The organism is Roseateles sp., from assembly GCF_046300915.1.
GTDB lineage: Bacteria > Pseudomonadota > Gammaproteobacteria > Burkholderiales > Burkholderiaceae_C > Kinneretia.
In genome coordinates, this window is the sequence record NZ_JBKCLH010000080.1 from 1 (window position 1) to 16,303 (window position 16,303).

The window sequence follows — 16,303 nt, forward strand, 5'->3', positions numbered from 1 at the left end:
CCCTGACCCCGGCCCAGATGATGAAGGTGGCCTCGGGCAACACCCTGCTGTGCCGCATGCGCTGCGACGACGACATGGTCTGGGGCCTGCTGACCAGCCACGGCAAGACCGCCGCCAACGACCAAGTGTCCCGCTTGCACGCCAGCATCCTGATGGCCGGTCGCCATCAAGAAGCCGCCTGAACTGTTGACCCCCGGTCATGCGGGTACGCATGACCACCCCCCGAGGGGGTGCGAGTCTGCGACTCGCGACGGCGGGGCCGCTTGGGAGCGGCCCGGCGCTGGCCCCGCAAAGATCAAGACCCGATTCACAGAAAGCCCATCATGCGTCAAAAGAGCATCCTGACCGAAGCCCGCCAGATCGAACGTGCGGTGACGCTGATCAATCTGGGCGCCCGACTGCAGGTGCTGGAGTCGGAGACGGATCTGAGCTACGAGCGCTTGCTGCGCCTGTACAAGGAAGTGTCGGGCAAGAGCCCGAGCAAGGGTCAGCTGCCGTTCTCGACGGACTGGTTCATGACCTGGCAGCCAAACATCCATGCCAGCCTGTTCCTGAACATCCACGAGTACCTGAACAAGGTGGCGGAGCTGGACGAGATCGACACGGTGATCAAGGCCTACCAGCTCTACCAGGAGCAGACGCAGGCGCAGGGGCTGGAGCAGCTCTTGAGCGTGACGCGGGCCTGGCGCCTGGTGAAGTTCATCGACAACGGCATGCTGACCATGACCAAGTGCAGCAAGTGCGGCGGCCACTTCGTGACGCATCCGCACGAGATTGCACGCCACTATGTCTGCGGCCTGTGCAATCCGCCGGCCCGCGCTGGCAAGGGCCGCGCCGCTGGCGCCATCCAGATGCATTGAGCGCCGCAGCCCGACAAGCCGGATGCGTGCCTGGCTGATCTGGCCCCTGCCCGCCCTGCTGAGCTGGGGTCTGGCCTGGGGCCTTTTTCTTGTACTGCTGCCCCGCCTGGGCAGCATGCCGGCCCTGGTGCTGGCGGCAGCGGCCGGCCTGGGTCTGGGGCGGTTGCAATCCCGGCGCTGGCGCCGGCTGAGGGTGGCGGCGGGCTTTCCACTGTCCCTGCTGGCCAGCGGTCTGGGTGCCACCTTGCCGGCCTGGGCCTGGCTTGTGCCTTTGGGCTTGCTGCTGCTGGCCTATCCCCAACGCAGCTGGCGCGATGCGCGGCTGTTTCCCACCCCCGCGGGCGCCCTGGACGGCCTGCCAGCCCTGGCGCCCCTGCCGGCAGGGGCGGCGGTATTGGATGCCGGCTGCGGCCTGGGCCACGGCCTGCGTGCCTTGCGGCGCGCCTATCCGGACGCCAGGCTCTGCGGCATCGAGTGGAGTCCGCTGCTGGCCCGGCTGGCCGCCTGGCGCTGCCCCTGGGCCCGGGTTGAGCGGGGCGATATGTGGGCGCAGGACTGGTCGCCCTACCAGATGGTCTATCTCTTTCAGCGTCCCGAGTCCATGGAACAGGCGCTGGCCAAGGCGCGGGTCGAGCTGCGGCCCGGCGCCTGGCTGGTCAGCATGGACTTCGCCATCGAAGGGGTGCTGCCGCATGCGGAGCTGGCTGCAGGTCGGCACCGGATCTGGGTCTATCGTTGGCGCTGAGGCGGCCGGTCTCGGCAAATGCGCCCTAATCGCCCTTGTCTTGCAAGAATCTTGGCTTGGTCTGCGGCGACATGCTCAAGCCGGATCAGTTGCCGCCGATATGGCTTACAAGATGTCTCGCGGGATGAGGAGGGAAGGGCTGTTTGCGCCGTCCACTGCTCCCCCGCCCCACAACGGAAAGCAGCATGTTTGTCCTGATCGGTTGGGTCCTGGCCCTGGCCTGTATTTTCGGCGTGTATATCGCACACGGCGGCAATATGGGTGTCATCCTCAAGGCGCTGCCCTTCGAGATGACCACCATTTTCGGCGCGGCCATTGGGGGCATGATCGCCACCAATCCGCCCAAGGTGATGAAGGCCACCCTCAAGGGCCTGGGCACCTGCTTCAAGGGCGGCAAGTACACCAAGGCCCGCTATATGGACCTGCTGGCCCTGCTCTACGACATCCTGCAAAAGGCCCGCAAGGAGGGCCTGATGTCCATCGAAAAGGATGTCGAGGACCCGCACAGCTCCCCCCTGTTTCAGAAATACCCCACGGTGGGCAATGACCACCATGTGGCGGAGTTCATCACCGACTATCTGCGCATGATGGTCTCGGGCAATCTCAATGCCCACGAGATCGAGTCCCTGATGGATGCCGAGATCGACACCCACCACCATGAGGCCTTCATGGCCGTGCAGGCCATCCAACGCCTGGCGGGCGGTCTGCCCGCCTTCGGCATCGTGGCCGCCGTGCTGGGCGTGGTGAACACCATGGGCTCGGTGGGCCAGCCTCCGGCGGTGCTGGGCGGCATGATCGGCTCAGCCCTGGTCGGTACCTTCCTGGGTATTTTGCTGGCCTACGCCTTTGCCGAGCCCCTGGCCGGTCTGCTGGAATCCAAGGTGGACGAAGACGGCAAGGAGCTGCAGTGCATCAAGACCACCCTGCTGGCTTCCATGCAGGGCTATGCCCCCCAGGTCGCCATCGAATTCGGTCGCAAGGTGCTGTACTCTACGGAGCGGCCGACCTTCGCTGAACTCGAAGGTCACGTCAAGAAGAAGTAGGGTGCCTTGATGCAAGCAGCGCAATGGTCCGCCGCCGGGCCGCTCCCAAGGCGGACCGCGCCCCCTCGGGGGGCAGGAGCCGTACTCGGCGACGTGGGGGCTTGTCATGGCCGGTGACGCCAAGAAACTCCAGCCCATCATCATCAAGCGGGTGAAGAAGGGCGGCCATGCGGCGCATGGCGGTGCCTGGAAGATTGCCTACGCCGACTTCGTGACGGCCATGATGGCCTTCTTCCTGCTGATGTGGTTGCTGGGTTCCACGACCGAAGGCGACAAGAAGGGGATTGCCGAGTATTTCGCCTCGCCCTTGAAAGTGGCCATGTTCGGCGGCAGCGGATCGGGCGATGCCTCCCATGTGATCAAGGGAGGCGGCCAGGACCTGAGTCGCCAGACGGGCCAGGTCAAGGCCGGCGATGTGGAGAGCCAGCGCCATACCGTCAATCTGCGGGCACTCAAGGAGGAGCAGCGCCGGGCCGAGAAGAGCCGCCTGGAGCAGCTCAAGCAGAAGGTGGAAGATGTGCTGGGCGAGCATCCGCGTCTGGCGGCCCTGGGTGGGCAGATCCGCCTGGACATGACGCGGGAGGGATTGCGCATCCAGATCGTGGACGAGAACAGCCGTCCCATGTTCGACAGCGGTAGCGCCGTGGTGAAGCCCTATATGCGTGAACTCCTGCGCGAACTCGGCGCGGTCTTGACGGAAGTGCCCAATAGGCTCACGCTGGAGGGCCATACTGATGCCCAAGCGTTCGCGAGTGGTGATCGTGGTTACAGCAACTGGGAGCTTTCGGCCGACCGGGCCAACGCCTCGCGGCGTGAGCTGGTGGCGGGTGGCCTGCCCGAGTCCCGCGTCCTGCGGGTTCAGGGTCTGGCCTCCAGCAAGCTCCTGGACGAGAAGCAGCCCGAGAGCCCGCTCAACCGCCGCATCAGCATCATCGTGATGAACCGGGATGCCGTGGATGCGGTGCTGAAGAACCTGCCAGCGGAGGAAGAGGCCGAAACAGGGGGGAATTCGCCCGCCAAATCGGCCTCAAGCCCCTGAACCCAGCGCCGATAACAAGCTCTAGACCTGCGAGGACCTCATGAGCACTGAAATGAAATTCTTGGTTGTTGACGACTTCTCCACCATGCGCCGCATCGTGCGTGGCCTGCTCAAGGAAATCGGCTACAACAATGTTGAGGAGGCCGAGGACGGCGTCGAGGCCCTCAATATGCTCAAGGGTGCGAAGTTCGACTTCGTGGTGAGCGACATCAATATGCCCAATATGACGGGCTTTGAGCTGCTCAAGGCGATCAAGGATGACCCCAATCTCAAGCATCTTCCGGTGCTCATGGTGACGGCCGAGGCTCGCAAGGAGGATATCGTGCTGGCGGCTCAGACCGGCGCGGCGGGCTACATCGTCAAGCCTTTCACCAAGGCGACGCTGGAAGAGAAGGTCCAGAAGATCATGCAGAAGCTGGCCGCTGCGGCCTGACGAAAGGGCGTGATCATGAAAGCTGAGCAAACTTTCGATGCGCTGGGCCGCAGTAACGAACCCCTGACCGTCTCCCCCGAGGTCTTCCAGCAACTGGGTTCGATTACCCGCGTCTTGCACGACACCATGCAGCAGCTGGGTGTGATGCCCAAGCTGCAGGTCGCGACCGACGGCCTGCCCGATGCGCGCAGCCGCCTGACCTATATCGCCAACAAGACCGCCGACGCCGCCAACAAGGTGCTGAACTCGGTGGAGCAGGCCAAGGCTGAGCACGCCCATATCTCCAGCGCCACCAACGAGATGGCCAAGGCCATCATGGCCGATCCGGTCAAGGCCGTGGCCAGTGGTGCGGTCTTCAACTTCGTCAAGGAAGTGGAGGCGTCCACCTCCAAGATCGACCATCACCTGACCGACATCATGATGGCCCAGGACTTCCACGATCTGACCGGCCAGGTGGTGGCCAAGGTCGTCACCCTGGCCAATGATCTGGAAGACAGCCTCGTGAAGCTGCTGGTGCAGGTGGTGCCGCCGGACCAGCGCGAGAAGGTGGACCCCAACATTCTGCAAGGCCCGGTGGTCAATCCGGAGGGCCGCACCGATGTGGTGAGCAACCAGGGCGAGGTCGACGACCTGCTGGCCTCGCTGGGCTTCTGAGCTTCAGTGAGCGCCCCGCAGACCGCAGCCTAGTCCTCTGCACAACCCGCCGTTCGGCGGGTTTGTCATTTGTGGGGCCGGATCACGACCGGATTTTCCCGCCTTATCCGGCTTAAGTCGGCGGCCCTGGCGGCCAACAATGGCAGCGCCCCCAGCTGGGCCTGACCTCCGCCATGGCCGACCAAGACGCACAAGACAGGAACTTACCGGCCTCGGCCAAGAAGATCGAAAGATCTCGGGCCGAGGGCCAGTTGCCGCGTTCGCGAGATCTCGGCCATTTTGCGGTCATGGCCGCTGCTGGGGCCATGCTGGTCACGCTGAGCCCGACTGCCGTGGACTGGCTGCAGAAGATGCTGGTGAGCAGCCTGCGCTTTGACGCCCAGCAGCTGGCGACCCCCGGCATCATGAGCCAGCGTCTGGCTGAGCAGGCGGGTATCGGCCTGGCCATCAGCGCCGGCGTGGGTCTGCTGCTGGCCCTGGTCGCGGTGCTGGCCACTCTGGCCCTGGGGGGCTGGAACTGGACTTTCAAGCCCCTGGCGCCCAAGTTCTCGAACATCAATCCACTCACCGGCTTCGGCCGGCTTTTCCAGTGGGCGCAGCTGGGCCAGGCCCTCAAGGCATGTCTGCTGGCTCTGGTGTTGGGCGCCATCGGTGCCATGGTGCTCAAGGACCGTGTGGCGACCTATGTGGGCATCATGTCCGTGCCGCTTCCTGCCGCGCTGGCCTATGCCGGCCAGCAGCTGATGAGCGGGCTGGCCCTGCTGGGCATTGCCCTGGCCGTGTTCGCCCTGATCGACGTGCCCCTGCAGTACCAGCTCTATATGCGCCGTCTGCGCATGTCGCGCGAGGAGATGAAGCAGGAAGTCAAGGAGGTCGAGGGCAATCTTGAGATCAAGGCCAAGATCAAGGCCAAGATGCGTGAGATGGCCAAGCGCCGCATGCTGGCTGCCGTGCCCACGGCCGATCTGGTGGTCATGAACCCCACCCACTATGCGGTGGCCCTCAAGTACGAGGAGGGCAAGATGTCCGCGCCCACGGTGGTCGCCAAGGGGGCGGATCTGCTGGCCATGAAGATCCGGGATCTGGCCACCGAGTCCAAGGTGCCGGTGCTGCAGTCGCCCATGCTGGCGCGTGCGCTCTATGCCCATGCCGAGCTGGATCGCGAGATTCCCGCCGCCCTGTTCTCCGCCGTGGCCCAGGTGCTGGCCTATGTCTACCAGCTCAAGGCCTCGCTCTCGCGGCGTGAGGTTCCGCGTCCGCATTTCGTGCCCGATGCCCATGTGCCGCCCGAGCTGGACCCGCACAACAACAAGACCGATGCCCCGGAGGATGAGGCATGAATGTCCTGATCGCCAAGCTGCAGTCCCTGCTGGGCCCCCGCGCCGCCGTCCTGGCGGCCCTGGGGGCGCCGATTGGCGTGCTGCTGGTGCTGGCCATGATGGTGCTGCCCCTGCCGCCCTTCGCGCTGGATGTGTTGTTCACCGTGAACATCGCACTCTCGGTGATGGTGGTGATGGTGGCGGCCAATATGGTCCGGCCCCTGGACTTTGCGGCCTTCCCGACCGTGCTGCTGCTCACCACCCTGCTGCGCCTGTCGCTGAACGTGGCATCGACCCGGGTGGTCCTGTTGGAAGGTCATACCGGCCCGGGCGCGGCCGGCAAGGTGATCGAGGCCTTCGGCCACTTCCTGATCGGTGGCAATTTCGCTGTCGGTCTGATCGTGTTCGCCATCCTGGTGGTGATCAACTTCATCGTGGTCACCAAGGGCGCGGAGCGCATCGCCGAGGTTGGTGCCCGCTTCACCCTGGATGCCATGCCCGGCAAGCAGATGGCGGTGGACGCCGACCTGAACGCCGGCCTGATCAATGAGGCCGAGGCCAAGCGCCGCCGCGCCGAGCTCAGTGACGAAGCCGACTTCTTCGGCTCCATGGATGGTGCCAGCAAGTTTGTGCGCGGCGATGCCATCGCCGGCATCCTGATCCTGGTGATCAATATCGTGGGCGGCTTCATCATCGGCGTGGCCCAGCATGGCCTCTCCGCCGGTCAGGCCGCCAACACCTATGTGCTGCTGGCCGTGGGTGATGCGCTGGTGGCCCAGGTGCCGGCCCTGCTGATCTCGGTGGCCGCCGCCATGGTGGTCTCGCGCGTGGGCAAGGACAAGGACATCGGCTCCATGATCGGCCACCAGGTCTTCGGCTCCGCCAAGGCCATGGCCATCACGGCCGGTGTGGTGGGCGCGCTGGGTCTGATTCCGGGCATGCCCAATCTGGTCTTCCTGCTGATGGCCGGTGGTCTGGGCTATCTGGCCTGGTGGCTGCGCGAGCGCGAGCAGGCCGAGGCCGCCAAGGCCAAGGCCAAGGCGCACAGCCAGGCCGCTCCCGGCGCTGCCGAACCGAATGCCGAGGCGAGCTGGGACGATCTGGTGCCCGTGGACACCCTGGGTCTGGAGGTGGGTTACCGCCTCATCACCCTGGTGGACAAGAACCGCGAGGGCGATTTGCTCAGCCGCATCAAGGGTGTTCGGCGCAAGTTTGCGCAGGAAGTGGGCTTTTTGCCGCCCGCGGTTCATATCCGCGACAACCTGGAGCTGCGCCCCAGCCAGTACCGGCTGACCCTGCGCGGCGCCGTCATCGGCGAGGCCGAGGCCTATCCCGGCATGTGGCTCGCGATCAACCCGGGGCATGCCACCCAGAAGCTCATAGGCACCCAGACCACCGATCCGGCCTTCGGCCTGCCCGCGGTCTGGATCGAAGACCGCCAGCGCGATATGGCGCAAATGGCGGGATTTACCGTGGTTGATTGTTCGACCGTCATAGCCACCCATCTCTCACACTTGATGCAAGTTCACGCGGCCAAGCTGCTTGGCCGCGTGGAGACCCAGCAGCTGGTGGATCACATCACCAAGCAGGCTCCGCAACTCATCGAAGACGTGATACCCAAGATGGTCGGCATCGCAACACTGCAACGAGTGCTCCAGTTCCTGCTGGAGGAGGGCGTGCACATCCGCGATATGCGCTCCATCGTCGAGTCCGTGGCCGAGAACGCCGCTGTCGTCACCGACCCGGCCGAGCTGGCCCGCCGCATCCGCGTGCACATCGCTCCGGCCATCGTCCAGCAGATCTATGGGCCCGTGAAGGAGCTGGATGTGATCGCGCTGGAGCCCGAGCTGGAGCGCCTGGTGACCCAGGCCCTGAATTCTCCCCACGGCGCCGCCCTGGACCCGGGCGTGGCCGACACCCTGGCGCGCAGCGCCGCCGAGCAAAGCCAGGCCCAGGAGGACCGTGGCGTGCCGGCCTGCCTGCTGGTGCCCGATCTGATCCGTGCACCCATGGCCCGCCTGCTGCGCCGTGCCGCCCCGCGTCTGAAGGTGCTGGGCCATAGCGAGATTCCTGAAACCCACACCATCCGCATCGGCTCGGTGATTGGAGGCATGGCATGAACGTCAAGCGCTTTACCGCCCGCAGCAGCCGCGAGGCCCTGGCCCTGGTGCGCCAGGCCTTCGGTGACGATGCCGTCGTGCTCTCCAACCGCCCCTGCGCCGAAGGCGTGGAGGTGCTGGCCATGGCCCCCGAGGGCATGTCCCAGATCGAGAAAGTGGCTGCCAGCGCTCCCAAGTCCCAGGCACCCAGCCGGCTGACGGCCCGCCCGACTGACAACACCCTGGCCGCCCGCGCCGCCCGTCAGGCGCCCGTGAGCTTTGGTGAGGAGGCCGTGCAGGATGATGTGCAGACCCTGGCCATGAGCACCCTGTCGTTCCAGGACTATGTGCGCGAGCGCATGCTCAAGCGCCGTCAGGCCGAGCTCAGCGGCCGCACCGAGCCCAGCTTCGAGCTGCCGCCGGCCCCGGCCTTCTCGGCTCCCGCTTTCTCTGCCCCGGCTTCGGCGCCGGCCGATTCTCCCGAGGGCGTGGCCTCGCTGCAGGCCGCGCGCCGCCAGCGCGCGCAGGCGGCCCTGGCAGCCATGGCGCCGCGCCGCACCGAAGTGCCGGCCCCGCAGCGCCAACCCGAGCCGGCCGCGGCCGCCCCGCGCCGCAATCCGCCCGTGCTGCGCGACGAGATCCGCGTTCCCGCCCCGAGCTTGCCCGAACTCGGCGCCGACACCCAGCTCAGCCGCCGCGAGCAGCAGGACATGATGAGCGAGCTGCGCTCCATGAAGGGCCTGATCGAGGAGCGCTTCGGTGCCCTGGCCTTCATGGAGAAGCTGCAGCGCCAGCCCGCCCAGGCCAAGCTGATCCAGAAGCTGCTGGACGCCGGTTTCTCGCCCGCCCTGGTGCGCAAGCTCGCCGAGGGTCTGCCGGCCGACTTCAAGAGCCAGGCTGCCGACGAATCCACGTGGGCCGCCCATGTGCTGGCCCGCAACCTGATCACCGACGAAGGTCCGGCCCTGGAAGACCAGGGTGGCGTGTTTGCCCTGATCGGTTCCACCGGCGTGGGCAAGACCACCACCACGGCCAAGATCGCTGCCGCCTTTGCCACCAAGTACGGCGCCAGCCAGCTGGGCCTGATTACCCTGGATGCCTACCGGGTGGGGGCCCACGAGCAGCTGCGCGCCTATGGCCGCATCCTGGGCGTGCCCGTGCACACCGCGCATGACCGTGCCTCGCTGGACGATCTGCTGGAGCTGCTCTCGGCCAAGAAGATGGTGCTGATCGACACCGCCGGCATGGCCCAGCGTGACACCCGCACGGCCGAGCTGCTGGACATGCTCAAGCATCCCGGCCTGCGCAAGATCCTGGTCCTCAATGCCGCCCAGCAGGGCGAGACCATCGAGGACGTGGCCATGGCCTGGCGCGCCCAAGAATGCCAGGGCGTGGTGCTCTCCAAGATCGACGAAGCCGTCAAGCTGGCTCCGGCCCTGGACACCCTGATCCGCCACAAGCTCAAGGTGCTCGGTGTGACCAACGGCCAGCGTGTGCCCGAAGACTGGCACCGCCTCTCCGCACCGGCCCTGGTCCAGCGCGCCCTGCGCAGCGCGGCCACCCCGGCTTGGCGCGTGGATGCCAGCGATGTGAACCTGATCTTCGCCAGCGGCCCCGCGCTCGCCGCCGGTGCGGCCCAGCCCTCGGCCATGGGCCTGTTCTGAGAACCGCCAGAGAGTAGATCCCATGCGCGACCTCTACCGCCCCCAGCAAGACCAAGCCGACGGCCTGCGCCGCCTGTTCGCGGCCTCGCGACAGCGTTTCATCCCCGTGCTGAGCAATCCGCATGTGGTCAACGGGGGCGTGCTGCTGGAAAGCCTGTGTGCTGCCTTTGCCGAGCTGGGTCTGCACACCCTGGTGGTGGACGCCGGCGAGCTCTCGCCCGCGCCCTCGGAGCTGGCGGTGGTGGATCTGGCCTCCTGCGTGGAGCGTCTCTCGCCCCAGGTGTCCTACCTGGCCGCCCGTGGCCTGCCCATGCGTCATGTCAATGCCCATGGCTCGGCCGCCGAGTTTCTGGAAAAGGTGGCCGAGGCCGCCCCGCATGCCGATGTGGTGCTGCTGCACGCCAGCCCGGCCGAGCTGGCCCGCCTGGTGGCCCGCCGCGAGCTGCGTCCCGTGCTGCTGGCCGACACCGATCCGCAAAGCGTCACCCATGCCTATGCCGGCATGAAGTGGCTGGCCCAGCGTGCCGGTCTCATGGTCTACAGCCTGCTGATGGCCTGCCCGCCGCAGCTGCGCCTGGCCGAGCGCATTGCGCAGAAGATCAGCTCCTGCGCCGATGGATTCCTGGGCGCCGTGCTGCGCGACTGGGCCTGCCTGGACCCGCGCCAGCCCGCCAGCGCCCCCATGCCCGCCGAACTGCGTCACCTGGCGCGCGAGCTGCTGCTGGCCGCGCCTCCGGGCGGCCTGCTGGAGCCCGCGGCCGATGTGATGCCGCTGCGCCCCATGATCCGCCCCATGCAGCGCGGCCGCAACGAGCGGGCCGCCACTGTCTGATTCGCTGGAGCCGATGATGTACACCGCCAAAGGTCGCCTCGACAACTCCTCCCTGATCAAGCAGTACAGCCCTCTGGTGCGCAGATTGGCGCATCAGATGATTGCCAAGCTGCCAGCCAATGTCGAAATCGATGATCTGATCCAGGTGGGCCTGATCGGTCTGACCGATGCGCTCTCGCGCTTCGATGTGGGGCAGGGCGTGCAGTTCGAGACCTTTGCCACCCAACGCATCCGCGGCGCCATGCTCGATGAGCTGCGCGGTGGTGACTGGATGAGCCGTGGCACCCGCCGTCAGCAGCGCGAGATCGAGGCCGCGGTGCACAAGCTGGAGCAAAAGCTCGGCCGTGCCCCCCAGGAGAGCGAGATCGCCGCCCAGATGGGCATCAGCCTGGCCGAGTACCAGGACTTGCTGGGCAAGGTGCGCGGCACCCAGCTGGTGCACCTGGAGGACATGAGCGGGGACGAGGGCGACGAGGACTATCTCGACCGCCATGTGGCCGACGAGGCCAGCAACCCCGCGGCCCTGCTGCAAGACCACCGCATGCGCCAGGCCCTGGTCGAGGCCATCAAGAACCTGCCCGAGCGCGAGCAGTACGTCATGAGCATGTACTACGAGCACGACATGAATCTCAAGGAGATCGCGGCCGTGCTGAAAGTGACCGAATCCCGCGTTTGCCAGCTCCACAGTCAGTCCATTGCAAGGCTGCGCGTTAAGCTGCGTGACTGGTAATCAAGAATAGCGAGCCGCCCCTTAAGCCCGGCGGCCGGAGGGGACATGATGCTCAACTGGAAGCGGCGCGAGCCCTCGGTAGATGGGGCCGCGCCCGCAGCGGCGGCGCCCGCTGCACTGGATGTGGTGAAGCGCTTGTCGCGCTCGGTGTCGAGCCTGGGCCGCGACGCGGCCGAGGTGCGTGGCGTGCTCGAAGACACGCAAAAGATCGTCGAGGCCCAGGGCCAGGCCATGCAGGCCCTGGTCAGCCAGCTCGGCGAGGTGCAGCGCGCCCAGACCCATATCGGCGAAGCCACCCAGCTCACGCGCGCGGCCGTGGGCCGTGCCCGCCATGCCCTGGCCGGTGTGGGCACCGAGGTGGGCGGCATTGTGCAAACCCTGCGCGAGGTCTCGGTCGCAGCCGGCGAGATCACCCAGATTGCCCTGCAGACCCGGCTGGTGGCCTTCAATGCCTCGGTCGAGGCCAAGCGGGCCGGCGAGGCCGGGCGGGGCTTTGGTGTGGTGGCCGATGCGGTGAAGGATCTGGCTGCCAAGGTGGAGGCCTCCTCCAAGGCTATCGTCGGTCGTGTGGCCGCTCTGGACGCGCGGGTGGACAACTTCAGCCGCGAACTGCTCAGCGAGGGCTCGGCCGGCGAGTCGCGCAACAGCAGCAGCATCCACGCCGCTTTTGCCGCCGTGGAGCAGGATGTGGAGCGCATCTCCGCCTCCGCCGAGCAGACCCGCAACACCACGGCCAGCCTCAACGAACGCGCCGCCGAGCTGGAGCGCGAGGTGGGTCAGGCCATGCGGGGCCTGGCCACCGCCTTTGGCGTGAGCGACAAGTTCCTGCGCCTCTCCGAAGAGCTGATCGAGCAGATCGCCGAGAGCGGCGTGGAGGTGGACGACTCGCTCTATATCCGCGGCGCCCAGGAGGCCGCCGCCGAGATCGCCGCGCTCTTGGAGCAGGCTGTGCAGTCAGGGAAGATCCGCCTGGATCAGCTTTTTGATGAGCGCTACCAGCCCATTGCCGGCACCCAGCCCCAGCAGCACCTCACACCTTTTTGCGAGCTGGCCGACCGGCTCTTCCCGGCCGTGCAGGAGCGCCTGCTGGGCCTGAGCGACAAGGTGGTGTATTGCATCGCCGTGGACCGCAACGGCTACGTGCCCACCCACAACCGCAAGTACTGCCAAGCCCAGCGCCCCGGCGATGTGGTCTGGAACACCGCCAACAGCCGCTACCGCCGCATCTTCAACGACCGCACCGGCTTGGCCTCCGCCCGCAACCAGCGGCCCTTCCTGCTGCAGACCTACCGCCGCGACATGGGCGGCGGCAAGTTCGTGCTGCTCAAGGAAGCCAGCGCGCCCATCGTGGTGAATGGGCGGCATTGGGGTGGGTTGAGGCTGGCGTTTAATTTCTGAGGGCCACAGTCCGGCCCGCTTCTTCAGCCGCGTTGCATTCCTTCAGGATGAAGGGAGCAGGGCCAGCGCGAGCTTCGTCGAAGCGAGCAACTCGGGAGCGTCCAAGGCTTCACGCAGCCGCCGAGCTTCTTGTAAAACCTTCTGCGCCTCATTGGCGTCACCACAATGCGCCAGAGCCTTGCCGAGGTGATGCAAGGCGAAGTGGCGCGCTGGCGACTCGGGATCCAGGCGGGCCAGAGCCTCGCGTGCCACTGCCACAGCTTCCCGAGGCCGATCTAATTGCTGAAGTACCTGGACAAGGCGCAGGGCTGAGCTGGTGAGTGATCGCGTGTCGCCAAACAAGTGCTGAGCTTGAATGGCCTCCCGTAGCAGCAGTTCAGCCTCCTCTTCCTGACCCACGCACAGCAGCATGAATGCGGCGCTGCTGCGCTCTCTTGCGGATTGGGGCGATGTGTTGGCCTCAGGGTATCTTGCGAGCAGCTCCCGAGCATGCGACAGCATCGCCTCTGCCTCCATAGCTCGTGGTAGGAGATGAGGCAGGCAGAGCTGGTATTCGGTGCCAGCGCCCGCGATTCGCAGGGGCTCGGTGAGGGCGGCAGTGGGCGTTTTCATCGAGGTACATCCTGCAACTGGCGGTGGGATGCGGACTGATCGCCGAGGCCTGAACTAAGAGCTGGAGCGATCCCCCTGGGACGCTTGGATCATGGCAAAGCCGGCATCCGAGCCCCGGCAAGAAGGCCGTCTACCTAGCGTCCAAGACAAATTGCCCCAGCAATCCAGAGCATCAAGTAATGTGCGTTGCTCAGAGCGTGCAAGACCCGCCGGCGCCGGTTTCCTCAGGGACTCGTGGCGGCGTGCCCGATATGGCGCGCCAGGAATTTCTCGACTCGCGCCCAGAAGTCAAGGTTCGTCTCCAGCTCCCGCCAGCCGTGGCCTTCACGCGGGTAGACCACCCACTCGACCTGTGAGTTGCGACGAGCGAGGGCATCCTTGAATGCCGTTCCGTGCTGTATCGGCACACGCTGGTCATCGCCCCCGTAGGCCAGTAAGACCGGCCTGCGCACCTTGTCAGCCTGATGAACGGGCGATGTGTCGCGCAGTTGTGCAGCGTCTTTGACCGGGTCACCAATCAGGACCGGCATGCCGTGGGTTCGAGCTTCGTGACTGATGTCACTCCAGTGAATCGAGTACATCAGCTGGATGTCTGTGACCCCGACCCAGCTGATCGCACAGGCATACTGGTCGTGGTGTTTCACGAGTCCCATCAAGGCGGCGTATCCCCCATAGCTGGCACCTGCAATGCACACGCGCTTGGGATCGACCCAACCCTGACTCACGGCCCACTGAACGGCGTCCGCCACGTCGTCCTGCATGGCCAATCCCCATTGCTTCCACCCGGCGCTGTAATGGTTCCATCCGTATCCGGTGCTACCACGGAAGTCAGGCTCAATCACGACGTAGCCACGTGACGCAAGAAACTGCGGGATCTCCGACCAAGTCCAGATGGCAGAGCGTGAAGCTGGTCCGCCGTGAACCAGTACCACAGCGGGCCGTGGCTGCTTGGGATTGCCGCTAGGCAAGGTGAGCGCGGCAGGGATTACGAGCCCGTCTCTTGCTTTGAAGCGCTGTACGTCACGTTGCGCCATTTTCTTGCTCAAGAGCCAAGGGCGCGACGCAAACAACGGGGTCAGCTGCTGCTTCTCCCTGTGGTAGACGTAATAGAGCTCTGGCTGTTGGTCAGAGCTAGCACGCACCAGAATCCTTGGAGCTGCCTCGCATCGACTGCAAATCAAGGTGTTTGCAGAGTTCGGCAGGCGCGCATCAACGGCTTGTTGAATCGCCTTCATGCCCTCATCAAACCATGCTGTACCAGGCGCATCGCTCAGGAAGTGGGCTCCCAACACCCGACCGGTTTGAATGTCCTGCACAAGCTCGCCATTGAAGTCGAAACCATCCAAGGACAAAAGGGGCTTGGCGGCTGAAAGTGCTTCACGGGGCATGCCGCGGTAGAGGGTATGTAGGCCGCTGCTGGACCCGCTGACGAAAAACAGCTCATCGTCCGGGCCGATCGCCAGTACCTGCGGAGCGGTTGAACGAACAGCATCGCCCTCGTCCCAGCGCTCCCAGCCTGAATCATCGGCGCGCCGACCGTGGAGTTCATAACGACCCTCGCGCAGCGCGACGGCAGCCACTGGCTTGCCCTTCAAACTGACAGACCAGCCGAAGGTTCGAGACGGTGCCCCTTCGGAAATCGACTCAAGACGCGCCGACTTTGTATTCAACCTCCCCAGGCTGCTGCCCACGGGTTCCCCGGTGGCCGAATACCGCAGCTCTCGAACAATGACATCGTTCGAGCCATCGGCAACAACACGATGCAAACTCCAGTTCCAGTCCAGCACGCGCTCGTCCGTCAGTCGGGTTCCGGTCCGGGTGCCGTAGACATAATCCGCGCGAATCAGCTGGCGCATCTCGCTACCGTCACGATTCACCGACCACAGACCGGGGGCCAGCTTGCGCAAATCATTGCCCGAGCCCACCTCGTAGGAATCGAATACCAGCCGATCGTCGTTAACCCATGCGATTCGGCCAACATCGTTGTCTCGCAAGGCGGCTACGGCACGGGGTTGCAACGGCCCCTCAAGATCGATAACCGCAAGGAACACTCGCTCCTTGTCACGACTCATGGCAAAGGCCACATAGCGCCCACTCGGCGAGATCGCGGGACGCGCCGACTGGGGCGTCCTGAAAAAGTCAGCCACCGACAGCGTTGGCGCTGGCGTTACCGTTTGGGCCTCCAAGGAGGCATGGGTTGACAAGCACGCCGCGACCCACAGCCCGGCCAGAGCTTTGAAATTGAACATTGGGACTCCCTGTTGGCAGCTGCTGAGCAGCATGTTCTGGCACCTCGCACGGGCGCTGCCAGATTCTGGCATCTGTCAGTCCTTCAGTACGCAGGGAGTTCACCAAGAAAACCGGGATAGCGCCCCCGAGCGTTGGAGTTCAGCCGACCGGACGGCGTAGCCGGCCAGAGTGTGCGCCCGCATGCTGAGTCAGGCCGAGGTCCAGGCGGTGTTGGATCATCTGGCAGGCGTCCATCAACTCCTGGCCCGCTTGCTCTACGGTACCGGCTTGCGGGTCACGGAGGCGCTGCAACTGCGGGTCAAGGACCTGGACTTTGACCATCGTGCGCTCATCGTGCGGGAAGGCAAAGGTGCCAAGGATCGGGTGGTGATGCTGCCGCAATGCTTGGTCCCGGGCCTGCGCAGCCAGCTCAACGCTGCACGCTCGCTCTGGACGTTGGACCGAGCCGCAGGTAAAGGCGGCGTCGCCATGCCTGATGCGCTGGAACGGAAGTATCCGAGGGCCGGCGCATCCTGGGCGTGGTTCTGGGTATTTCCGCAGGCGGAGCACTCGACCGATCGGCGCAGCGGCGTCGTCCGGCGCCATCATCTCTATGACCAGACGTTTCAGCGGGCGTTCAAACGCG

The 16,303-nt window shown here is 65.5% G+C and carries 15 protein-coding genes and 1 pseudogene; 14 read left to right on the forward strand and 2 right to left on the reverse strand.

Features of this window, described 5'->3' with window-relative positions:
• The 13 genes from ACK5F2_RS06040 to ACK5F2_RS06100 form a co-directional block, all read left to right on the forward strand.
• Positions 1–182: flagellar transcriptional regulator FlhD (locus ACK5F2_RS06040; RefSeq protein WP_409863495.1), on the forward strand; the 182-nt coding region annotated here is incomplete at its 5' end.
• 141 nt (positions 183–323) lie between these two features.
• Positions 324–860 (forward strand): flagellar transcriptional regulator FlhC, encoded by a 537-nt coding sequence (gene flhC / locus ACK5F2_RS06045; RefSeq protein WP_409863496.1) that lies wholly within the window; start codon positions 324–326, stop codon positions 858–860.
• 22 nt (positions 861–882) lie between these two features.
• Positions 883–1,605 carry a class I SAM-dependent methyltransferase gene (locus tag ACK5F2_RS06050; RefSeq protein ID WP_409863497.1) on the forward strand — a complete coding sequence of 241 codons (723 nt, stop codon included), beginning with the start codon at positions 883–885 and terminating at the stop codon, positions 1,603–1,605.
• Positions 1,606–1,790: 185 nt separating this feature from the next.
• On the forward strand, positions 1,791–2,648 hold the full coding sequence (gene motA / locus ACK5F2_RS06055) for a flagellar motor stator protein MotA (RefSeq protein WP_133605395.1): 858 nt from the start codon (positions 1,791–1,793) through the stop codon (positions 2,646–2,648).
• A gap of 106 nt (positions 2,649–2,754) precedes the next feature.
• On the forward strand, positions 2,755–3,687 hold the full coding sequence (motB, locus tag ACK5F2_RS06060) for a flagellar motor protein MotB (protein ID WP_409863499.1): 933 nt from the start codon (positions 2,755–2,757) through the stop codon (positions 3,685–3,687).
• 40 nt (positions 3,688–3,727) lie between these two features.
• Positions 3,728–4,120 (forward strand): chemotaxis response regulator CheY, encoded by a 393-nt coding sequence (cheY, locus tag ACK5F2_RS06065; RefSeq protein WP_409863500.1) that lies wholly within the window; start codon positions 3,728–3,730, stop codon positions 4,118–4,120.
• Positions 4,121–4,135: 15 nt separating this feature from the next.
• Complete coding sequence (locus ACK5F2_RS06070) at positions 4,136–4,774, forward strand: protein phosphatase CheZ (protein ID WP_409863502.1); 639 nt, start codon at positions 4,136–4,138, stop codon at positions 4,772–4,774.
• A gap of 173 nt (positions 4,775–4,947) precedes the next feature.
• A complete protein-coding gene (locus ACK5F2_RS06075; RefSeq protein ID WP_409863503.1) occupies positions 4,948–6,114 on the forward strand; it encodes a flagellar biosynthesis protein FlhB in 1,167 nt (388 codons plus the stop codon).
• Entirely contained in the window at positions 6,111–8,213 is a 2,103-nt protein-coding gene (gene flhA / locus ACK5F2_RS06080; RefSeq protein ID WP_409863505.1) for a flagellar biosynthesis protein FlhA, read from the forward strand. The genes ACK5F2_RS06075 and flhA overlap by 4 nt, the downstream gene beginning before the upstream one ends.
• Positions 8,210–9,856, forward strand: coding sequence for a flagellar biosynthesis protein FlhF (gene flhF / locus ACK5F2_RS06085; protein WP_409863507.1), 1,647 nt, complete (start codon positions 8,210–8,212; stop codon positions 9,854–9,856). Before flhA ends, flhF begins: the two co-directional genes overlap by 4 nt.
• Before the next feature lie 22 nt (positions 9,857–9,878).
• Complete coding sequence (locus tag ACK5F2_RS06090) at positions 9,879–10,688, forward strand: MinD/ParA family protein (RefSeq protein ID WP_409863508.1); 810 nt, start codon at positions 9,879–9,881, stop codon at positions 10,686–10,688.
• 16 nt (positions 10,689–10,704) lie between these two features.
• Entirely contained in the window at positions 10,705–11,418 is a 714-nt protein-coding gene (locus tag ACK5F2_RS06095) for an RNA polymerase sigma factor FliA (RefSeq protein ID WP_133605387.1), read from the forward strand.
• A 45-nt stretch (positions 11,419–11,463) separates the two neighbouring features.
• Positions 11,464–12,816 (forward strand): methyl-accepting chemotaxis protein, encoded by a 1,353-nt coding sequence (locus ACK5F2_RS06100; RefSeq protein ID WP_409863510.1) that lies wholly within the window; start codon positions 11,464–11,466, stop codon positions 12,814–12,816.
• Between the two features lie 42 nt (positions 12,817–12,858).
• Here the strand turns inward: ACK5F2_RS06100 and ACK5F2_RS06105 are convergent, their stop codons facing one another.
• Complete coding sequence (locus ACK5F2_RS06105; protein WP_409863511.1) at positions 12,859–13,428, reverse strand: tetratricopeptide repeat protein; 570 nt, start codon at positions 13,426–13,428, stop codon at positions 12,859–12,861.
• A gap of 224 nt (positions 13,429–13,652) precedes the next feature.
• Positions 13,653–15,677 carry an alpha/beta fold hydrolase gene (locus tag ACK5F2_RS06110; protein ID WP_409863512.1) on the reverse strand — a complete coding sequence of 675 codons (2,025 nt, stop codon included), beginning with the start codon at positions 15,675–15,677 and terminating at the stop codon, positions 13,653–13,655.
• A 217-nt stretch (positions 15,678–15,894) separates the two neighbouring features.
• Here ACK5F2_RS06110 and ACK5F2_RS06115 point away from each other — a divergent pair.
• Positions 15,895–16,303 (forward strand): annotated as a pseudogene (locus ACK5F2_RS06115) (tyrosine-type recombinase/integrase); the annotation flags it as partial.